This is a genomic window from Lutibacter sp. (assembly GCF_021647475.1).
Classification (GTDB): domain Bacteria; phylum Bacteroidota; class Bacteroidia; order Flavobacteriales; family Flavobacteriaceae; genus Lutibacter.
The window spans coordinates 1-7,909 of record NZ_JAKIUR010000083.1; the positions used below are offsets into that span (position 1 = coordinate 1).

The following is a 7,909-nucleotide window of genomic DNA, read 5'->3' on the forward strand; positions in this document are numbered from 1 at the left end:
ATAGCCTTGAACCTCCTGAAAAATGAACAAACTAAAAAACTGTCGGTTAAAAGCAAAAGACTCAAAGCGGCTTGGGATGAAGACTATTTATTAAGGATATTGAAAATAAAAGTGTGAGTTTGCCCTGGCAAGCTCCTTTCAGTTAAAATTGAAAGGAGTTTTTTTGTGTATTTTAGCATAAAAACAACTTAAAATTATGAAGTATTTATTAATTTTATTTTTTAGTATAAACGGTATTTTAACTATGAATTCACAATCAAAAGACAATAAAGTTACTACGTACTATTTAATTAGACATGCAGAAAAAAATAGAACCAACGCTAGTAATAAAGATCCAGAATTAACAAAAATAGGTTTACAAAGGGCTGAAAAATGGGCAAATACATTTAAGAATGTGAAATTTGATAAAGTGTATGCTACCAACTTTAAACGAGCAATACAAACGGCTAAACCTACTGCAATTGCTAATAACGTAACCATTGAGTTTTACAATCCTTTTAATTTATATGCTGAAGATTTTAAAAAGAATACAATAGGAAAAATGGTTTTAATTGTTGGTCATAGCAACACTACTCCATTTTTTGTAAATAAAATTTTAGAAGAAAATAAATATCCTGAAATTGATGATGCTATCAATTCAAATTTATACATAGTTACGGTAACAAGAAATTCTAAAACTTCAGTTTTGTTAAGTTTTGATTAACAAAAAAACCACTAAAAAGTGGTTTTTTTGTATGGGAACTAATTTATATTAGTTTAGAATAAGTACTTCAATCCAAATGAAAGACCTGCTCCTAAACCTTCTTGAGTTTGAGAATCAAACATATTAAAACCAAAAGTTGTAGTTCCAACGGAACTACCTCCATCTGGATTAAATACGTTATATCCAAATCTTCCAAATTTAGCTTCAATAGTCCATTTTCCACCAATAAAATAATCAATTCCTGGTTCTATATTGAACCCATAAGCATTAAAATTTTCTCCAAAAAGTAATGGCACATTTCCTTCAATAAAAAGGAAAAACTTATCAGAAACTCCAAAATATTTTCTTGCTAATGGTTTAACTATAAAAACATCTTGGCTAAGTGCATTAGTGTAACCTAAAGCAGCTCCAATTGTAACATCTGCAGAAACAAATGTACCAACTGCAGGTAAAATAGTATAAACGGCAGCTGACCCTTCTGTTTTATTGTAACTTGCCGACATTAAGCCCCACCAAGCACCTTTAAATCCTTGATTTTCTACTTTTTCTTGCGAAAAGGTAATTTCTGAAAGTAATGAAATCATTACTAATGATAATAATAGTTTTTTCATAAATAGTATTTTAGTTAAAATATTGGGCAAACATAATCTGTAAATAGTAATAATTAGATGATATTTATCATTAAAAGATATTTTTATCTTATTTGTAAAAATAAATTTATAGTACCTTTGTCATTATGCAAAAGAAAATAAATATCAAAAATAAAAAAGCCAGATTTGAATATGAAATTCTGGATAAATATATCGCTGGAATTCAGCTGACAGGTACCGAAATAAAATCGATTAGAGAAAGTAAAGCCAGGATTACTGAAAGTTTCTGTGAGTTTAGCGAAAATGGTGAATTATTTGTAATTAATATGTTTATTGAGGAATATTTATATGGACATTCATACAACCATAAGCCAAAAAGTGAGCGTAAGTTATTATTAAATAAAAATGAGCTTAAAAAATTACAAAAAGAAGTCCAAAATGTTGGTTTAACTATTGTTCCTCTTAAACTGTTTTTAACGGATAAAGGCTGGGCTAAATTAGAAATTGCTTTATGTAAAGGAAAGAAAAACTACGACAAAAGAGAAGCTATTAAAGATCGTGAAAACAAAATTAACCTTTCTCGATTAAAAAAGAATTTCAACTAGTAAATATGAATTTAGCAACTTTTTTTAGGTTAATTCGTTGGAGAAATTTGCTGCTAATAACTTATGTGTTTTTCTTAATTAAATTTTTATTATTTCCTAGTTTAAATACGGTTACCAAATTAAATATTCTTCAATTTTTAGAATTATGGCTATCTATTGTATTAATAACCGCTACAGGTTACATTATTAATGATATTTATGATATAAATACTGACAAAATAAATAAACCAAATGCTATTATTATAGGTAAATATTTATCCGTTAGTAATGCTAAAAAGTGGTATATTGGAATAAATCTAGCTGGAATTTTAACAGGACTTATTTTTTCATTAAGTGTAAATAACCCTTTAATTGTTTTTATTTTTGCAGGAACTTCACTCCTATTATATTGGTATGCAAAACACTTAAAATCAAAACCATTTATTGGTAATTTTTTAGTCGCTTTTTTAATTGCTTTTAGTATAATTTTATTAGCTATTTTAGATATTAATTATCAAGTAAAAAGTCTAAATCAAATTGATACCATTATAATTATTTACACCCTTTCAATATTTTCATTTTTCATTAATTTATCTAGAGAACTAGTTAAAGATATAGAAGATATAAAAGGTGATTATGCATTAAAGATGAAAACCTTACCAATTGTATTTGGAATTAATAGAATTTTAAAATTAAGTGCAATTTTGACTCTAATTCCTGTTTTTATACTCTTACTTATCATATTAAATTTAGATGTTTATTATATTTTTTTAACAAGTTATTTAACAGTAACTTGCCTTGTTCCATTAATTTATGTTTCATTTAAATTATGGAAATTAAAGTCTTATAAAAAAATCTATAATCTAAGTTTACTTCTAAAAATAATAATGTTTTTAGGAATTAATTCTATTTTAATAATTTCACTAATAAAGAAATAATGTTAGCCAATAAATTTAAAAATTATAATATCATACTTGCTTCTTCTTCACCTAGAAGACAAGAAATATTTAGAGAATTGAATATTCCTTTTACGGTTGAAGTAAAACATATAAATGAGCATTATCCATCTGAATTGAAAAGAGTAGAAATAACAGATTTTTTGGCTAAATTAAAAGCTCAACCTTTTGATAATCAATTGACAAAAAATAAAATTATTATTGCCGCAGATACTATTGTTTGGTTGGAAAACGCTTCATTAGAAAAACCAAAAAACACCGAAGAAGCCGTTAAAATGTTGAAATTATTATCTAGTAAAATGCACGAAGTAATAACATCAGTTTGTATTAAAACTAGTAATATTGAAAAGGTATTTTCATCTGTAACTAAAGTTTATTTTAAAACTTTAACTAATGATGAAATAAATTATTATGTAAAAAAATACCAACCGCTTGATAAAGCAGGTGCTTACGGAATTCAGGAATGGATTGGATTTATTGGTGTAACCAAATTAGAAGGTAGTTATTTTAATGTAATGGGTTTGCCTATTGATAAACTTTATGAAGAATTAATTAAATTGTAGTTTCTTAGTATTAAATAGCTTAATTTTGACCGATTTTTAATAAATATATACATGAAAAAATATACGTTTACCGAGAAAAAAGATACTCGCTCTGGATTTGGAGCTGGATTAGCAGAATTAGGAGATTCCAATAAAAATGTTGTAGCACTTTGTGCAGATTTGGTGGGTTCCTTAAAAATGGAAAAATTTATTGAAAATCATCCTGATCGTTTTTTTCAAATTGGTATTGCAGAAGCAAATATGATGGGAATTGCAGCAGGATTAACCATTGGAGGGAAAATTCCTTTTACTGGTACTTTCGCTAACTTTTCAACAGGAAGAGTGTACGATCAAATCCGTCAGTCGATTGCTTATTCAAATAAAAATGTAAAAATATGTGCTTCTCACGCAGGTTTAACATTAGGTGAAGATGGTGCAACACACCAAATATTAGAAGATATTGGCTTAATGAAAATGTTGCCAGGAATGACAGTAATTAACACCTGTGATTATAACCAAACCAAAGCTGCAACAATAGCTATTGCCGACTATGTTGGTCCAGTTTATTTACGTTTTGGAAGGCCTAAAGTTCCTGTTTTTATGCCTGAAAATGAAAAGTTTGAAATAGGAAAAGCCATTCAATTAACTGAAGGAAAAGATGTTACAATAGTTGCAACTGGACATTTAGTTTGGGAAGCTTTACAAGCATCAGAAGAGCTTGAAAAATTAGGAATAAGTGCAGAAGTTATTAATATTCATACTATTAAACCATTAGATAAAAATGCTATTTTAAAATCTGTAGCTAAAACAGGTTGTATGGTTACCGCAGAAGAACACAATAAATTAGGTGGTTTAGGTGAAAGTATTGCAAGAATTTTAGTAGAAGAAAATCCTGTGCCCCAAGAATTTGTTGCTGTAAATGATAGTTTTGGAGAATCTGGAACTCCAGAACAATTAATGGAAAAATATGGGTTAAATGATAAAGCAATAGTTAAGGCAGTTACTAAAGTAATTTTAAGAAAATAAAACTACAACAATTCCGTTTATAAAGGTATAATCAAAAATTATAAATTTATGAAAAAAAGAATTGTATTATTTTCAATCGTATTTTTAGTGACATTTTTTATCTCAAACGCCCAAAGTGGTTTTGGTATTAAAGCTGGTTTAGGCTATAATTCAAATGGGGAATTTTCCGAAATTATTAGTGATACTCAAACTATAATTAATAATAAAGGAGCTGGAAAATCTAGTTTTAATATTGGTTTTTACGGCAAACTAGATCTTGGAATGATTTATATCAGACCAGAGTTAGTTTATACAAAAACAACTAGTGAATACCAATTGAATTCACAATCAACCGATTATAAACTTTCAAAATTAGATCTTCCTGTTTTAGTTGGTTTTAAAGTTATTGGACCGTTAAACGTATTTGCAGGACCTGCTTTTCAATATGTTTTAGATAACAATTTTAAAGGTTTAAAATATGAAAGTATTAAAAACAATTTTACTGTTGGATTAAATATTGGTGCATCTATTGAGCTTGGTAAATTAGGACTTGATGTTAGATATGAAAGAGGTTTAAGTAAAAATGAAGCTAATTGGACTAATGCGGGTAATATATTTACGCTAGATTCAAGACCTGATCAAATTATTTTTAATCTATCTTATAGATTATCAAATAAGAAACAATAAAAATAGTTATATTTCATAAAAAAGCCGTTCAATTAACTACTGAACGGCTTTTTTTTCTTTTAATATTTTTTTAACTATCTGCGTCTAAATAATCAGGTATACCATCTTGATCAGTATCGTCATTCATGGGATTTCCATCACCATTTGCATCTTCATTTTTGGTTAAAATTCCATCATTATCATCATCCACATCTAAATAATTAGCAATACCATCACCATCAGTATCATCATTTTTAACATTTCCATCGTGATCAATGTCTTCATCCTTTGATAAAACAGTATCATTGTCATCATCTGATTGGTTAACATCTTGTAAAGTTATTTGAAATATTAACGGAGAATTTTTTGGTATAACAGCTTGAATAATATTTCCATAAGCCAAACCTGAAGGAATAAATAATATACCTTTTCCATAATTTTCATAATAGAAAGATTCATCAGGATTTATAACTTTAGTACCTCCTTTAAAATTAGTAAATCCATAACTCCAACCATCAATAACTTGAGTTAATGAAAGCCATGTAATTCGGCTTCTTGAATCAAAAACAGTGCTATCTAATAACATACCTGTATAAGTGACTAATACAGAGTCGGCTCTTGTTGGAGCAGCACCAACACCTTCAACTTCTTTTAAATAATATAATTTATAAGCAATATCGTTTTTTGTAATGTTTTGTACCTCAACGTTATCCATCAACGGAGTTTCACCATTAGTAATGGTCCAAATTCCACCATCAGTATCATTTAAATAATGCGTTTGTAAATATTCAATAAGAGTAGCATCATCATCAATAGATTGCTGTGCTGCATCAAAAGTTGAAGTATTATTATCTTTTTTATTACAAGCAAAAAGAAGCGTTCCAACTGTAATAACTATTAGTAAGTTTTTGATATTCATTCATTCTAATTTTTAGAGGTCGCAAGATACTATTTTCCTATCTTTGACGAAAGGTAAAAGTAAAATTTAACTTTATTATATGAGAATTGATAAATATTTGTGGTGCATACGCTATTATAAAACTAGAAATATAGCTACAGAAGCCTGCAAAAAAGGACATATTAAAATTAATGATGCTACAATTAAACCGTCAAAACTTGTTTTTAATGGCGATAAATTAATAATAAGGAAAAATCAAATAAATTATCAAATTGAAGTACTTGATATTCCTAAAAACCGCATTGGAGCAAAACTAGTTGATATTTTTAGAAAAGACATTACTCCTACTGAAGAATTTGAGAAATTTGAGCTACTAAAATATTCAAAAGATTATTACCGTAAAAAAGGAGTTGGCAGACCTACAAAAAAAGATAGAAGAGATTTAGAAAATTATACCAATGAGGATTAATTTAAAAAATAAAAAAGCATTAGTGGGTGGAAGCACCCAAGGATTGGGAAAGGCAATTGCTTTACAGTTAGCAAATTGTGGTGCAGAAGTAACTTTAATGGCTAGAAATAAAGAAAAACTTGAACTTGTAAAAAAGGAATTAAATGTAGATTTTAATCAGAATCATCAAATTTTAGTGGTTGATTTTAATGATTTTAAAACGTATAAAAAGATTATTACCAACTATTTTAATTCAAATACTATTGATATTTTAGTGAATAATACCAACGGTCCAAAAGGTGGAAATGTATTTGAAAAAAGTATTGATGAATATCAACAAGCTTTTGATTTATTATTTAAATCCGTAGTTTACACCACAATGTTAGCTTTGGATAGCATGAAAAAAAATCATTTTGGAAGAATAATTAACGCTACTTCTTTAACGGTAAAAGAACCTTTAGAGCATTTGGTATTGTCAAATACTATAAGAGCTGCAGTAACCACTTGGGCTAAAACACTTTCATTAGGTGTTGCTGAATATGGAATAACGGTTAATAATATTTTAACGGGCATTTTTGATACAGAACGAATTAAGGGATTAAATAATTTACAAGCAAAAGAAAAAAGAGTTTCATCTGAAACTATTTTAAAAAATTTGACAACATCTATTCCTATGAAACGGCTTGGAAATCCTGAAGAATTTGGTTATTTAGTAAGTTTTTTAGCTTCAGATTATGCTTCTTACATTACAGGAATTAATATCCCTATTGATGGAGGCTTAATTAAATCGCTCTAAATATTTAAAATGAAATTTGATAAAACGTATTGGGAAAACAAATACAAAGAAAATAAAACAGGTTGGGATATTGGCTATGTCTCCACCCCTATTAAATTTTATATTAATCAGTTAAAAGATAAAAAAATAAGTATTTTAATTCCAGGTGCCGGTAATGGTCACGAAGTAGAATATTTGTATCACCAAGGATTTAAAAATATAACGGTGGTAGATATTGCAAAAACTCCTTTAGAAAATTTAGCTTCTAAAATACCAGATTTTCCAAAAGAAAATTTGATTAATCAAGATTTTTTTGAGCATACAAAAACTTATGATTTAATAATTGAACAAACTTTTTTTTGTGCATTAAACCTTAATTTAAGAAGTAATTATGTTTCTAAAATGAATAGTTTATTAAATTATGGAGGAAAATTAGTTGGTTTATTATTCGATTTTGAATTAACTAAATCTGGTCCTCCTTTTGGAGGTTGTAAAGAGGAATATTTAACCTTATTTTCTAAAATTTTCACAATAAAAACTTTAGAAAAAAGTCATAACTCCATAAAACCACGACAAAAAAGAGAATTCTTTTTTATCTTTGAAAGAAAATAGAACCCCTGAATTCAAGAACTTAACGCAACAAATCATAATCTTAGATTTGTTGTATGAAAGTAAATAAATATGTACGATTAACGTTAAAAGAACGTGTTGTAATAGAAACATTATTACAAGAAAACAAGAC

The 7,909-nt window shown here is 27.6% G+C and carries 11 protein-coding genes; 9 read left to right on the top strand and 2 right to left on the bottom strand.

Annotated features, from left to right (window positions below; translation table 11 throughout):
* The first annotated feature begins 196 nt into the window (after positions 1-196).
* Positions 197-703: a histidine phosphatase family protein gene (locus L3J60_RS12915; RefSeq protein ID WP_291975977.1), complete on the top strand. Its 507-nt coding sequence runs from the start codon at positions 197-199 to the stop codon at positions 701-703.
* 53 nt (positions 704-756) lie between these two features.
* Here the strand turns inward: L3J60_RS12915 and L3J60_RS12920 are convergent, their stop codons facing one another.
* The gene (locus L3J60_RS12920; protein ID WP_291975978.1) at positions 757-1,314 is read right to left on the bottom strand and encodes a hypothetical protein; all 558 of its coding nucleotides are present in this window, start codon (positions 1,312-1,314) and stop codon (positions 757-759) included.
* Positions 1,315-1,439: 125 nt separating this feature from the next.
* Here L3J60_RS12920 and smpB point away from each other — a divergent pair, with 125 nt between their 5' ends.
* From smpB to L3J60_RS12945, 5 genes are read left to right on the top strand one after another with little or no spacing between them, the layout of a single operon-like run.
* A complete protein-coding gene (gene smpB, locus L3J60_RS12925; RefSeq protein ID WP_291975979.1) occupies positions 1,440-1,898 on the top strand; it encodes an SsrA-binding protein SmpB in 459 nt (152 codons plus the stop codon).
* Between the two features lie 5 nt (positions 1,899-1,903).
* Positions 1,904-2,815 (top strand): geranylgeranylglycerol-phosphate geranylgeranyltransferase, encoded by a 912-nt coding sequence (locus tag L3J60_RS12930; RefSeq protein WP_291975980.1) that lies wholly within the window; start codon positions 1,904-1,906, stop codon positions 2,813-2,815.
* On the top strand, positions 2,815-3,396 hold the full coding sequence (locus L3J60_RS12935; RefSeq protein ID WP_291975981.1) for a Maf family nucleotide pyrophosphatase: 582 nt from the start codon (positions 2,815-2,817) through the stop codon (positions 3,394-3,396). Before L3J60_RS12930 ends, L3J60_RS12935 begins: the two co-directional genes overlap by 1 nt.
* A gap of 51 nt (positions 3,397-3,447) precedes the next feature.
* Positions 3,448-4,401 carry a transketolase family protein gene (locus L3J60_RS12940; protein WP_291975982.1) on the top strand — a complete coding sequence of 318 codons (954 nt, stop codon included), beginning with the start codon at positions 3,448-3,450 and terminating at the stop codon, positions 4,399-4,401.
* Positions 4,402-4,449: 48 nt separating this feature from the next.
* A complete protein-coding gene (locus L3J60_RS12945; RefSeq protein ID WP_291975983.1) occupies positions 4,450-5,067 on the top strand; it encodes an outer membrane beta-barrel protein in 618 nt (205 codons plus the stop codon).
* A gap of 70 nt (positions 5,068-5,137) precedes the next feature.
* Here the strand turns inward: L3J60_RS12945 and L3J60_RS12950 are convergent, their stop codons facing one another.
* Positions 5,138-5,965 carry an FKBP-type peptidyl-prolyl cis-trans isomerase gene (locus L3J60_RS12950; RefSeq protein ID WP_291975984.1) on the bottom strand — a complete coding sequence of 276 codons (828 nt, stop codon included), beginning with the start codon at positions 5,963-5,965 and terminating at the stop codon, positions 5,138-5,140.
* A gap of 79 nt (positions 5,966-6,044) precedes the next feature.
* On the opposite strand from L3J60_RS12950, the gene L3J60_RS12955 reads away from it, so the two are divergent.
* The 3 genes from L3J60_RS12955 to L3J60_RS12965 are packed head-to-tail and all read left to right on the top strand — an operon-like array spanning position 6,045 to position 7,779.
* Complete coding sequence (locus tag L3J60_RS12955; RefSeq protein WP_291975985.1) at positions 6,045-6,413, top strand: S4 domain-containing protein; 369 nt, start codon at positions 6,045-6,047, stop codon at positions 6,411-6,413.
* Positions 6,403-7,188 carry an SDR family oxidoreductase gene (locus tag L3J60_RS12960; protein WP_291975986.1) on the top strand — a complete coding sequence of 262 codons (786 nt, stop codon included), beginning with the start codon at positions 6,403-6,405 and terminating at the stop codon, positions 7,186-7,188. The genes L3J60_RS12955 and L3J60_RS12960 overlap by 11 nt, the downstream gene beginning before the upstream one ends.
* A 9-nt stretch (positions 7,189-7,197) precedes the next feature.
* Positions 7,198-7,779, top strand: coding sequence for a methyltransferase domain-containing protein (locus tag L3J60_RS12965; RefSeq protein WP_291975987.1), 582 nt, complete (start codon positions 7,198-7,200; stop codon positions 7,777-7,779).
* The last annotated feature ends 130 nt before the right edge of the window (positions 7,780-7,909 follow it).

Bases quoted from the DNA above. Each gene is read 5' to 3' on its own strand.
- L3J60_RS12915 (WP_291975977.1), top strand. From the start codon at position 197: ATGAAGTATTTATTAATTTTATTTTTTAGTATAAACGGTATTTTAACT.
- L3J60_RS12920 (WP_291975978.1), bottom strand. From the start codon at position 1,314: ATGAAAAAACTATTATTATCATTAGTAATGATTTCATTACTTTCAGAA.
- smpB (WP_291975979.1), top strand. From the start codon at position 1,440: ATGCAAAAGAAAATAAATATCAAAAATAAAAAAGCCAGATTTGAATAT.
- L3J60_RS12930 (WP_291975980.1), top strand. From the start codon at position 1,904: ATGAATTTAGCAACTTTTTTTAGGTTAATTCGTTGGAGAAATTTGCTG.
- L3J60_RS12935 (WP_291975981.1), top strand. From the start codon at position 2,815: ATGTTAGCCAATAAATTTAAAAATTATAATATCATACTTGCTTCTTCT.
- L3J60_RS12940 (WP_291975982.1), top strand. From the start codon at position 3,448: ATGAAAAAATATACGTTTACCGAGAAAAAAGATACTCGCTCTGGATTT.
- L3J60_RS12945 (WP_291975983.1), top strand. From the start codon at position 4,450: ATGAAAAAAAGAATTGTATTATTTTCAATCGTATTTTTAGTGACATTT.
- L3J60_RS12950 (WP_291975984.1), bottom strand. From the start codon at position 5,965: ATGAATATCAAAAACTTACTAATAGTTATTACAGTTGGAACGCTTCTT.
- L3J60_RS12955 (WP_291975985.1), top strand. From the start codon at position 6,045: ATGAGAATTGATAAATATTTGTGGTGCATACGCTATTATAAAACTAGA.
- L3J60_RS12960 (WP_291975986.1), top strand. From the start codon at position 6,403: ATGAGGATTAATTTAAAAAATAAAAAAGCATTAGTGGGTGGAAGCACC.
- L3J60_RS12965 (WP_291975987.1), top strand. From the start codon at position 7,198: ATGAAATTTGATAAAACGTATTGGGAAAACAAATACAAAGAAAATAAA.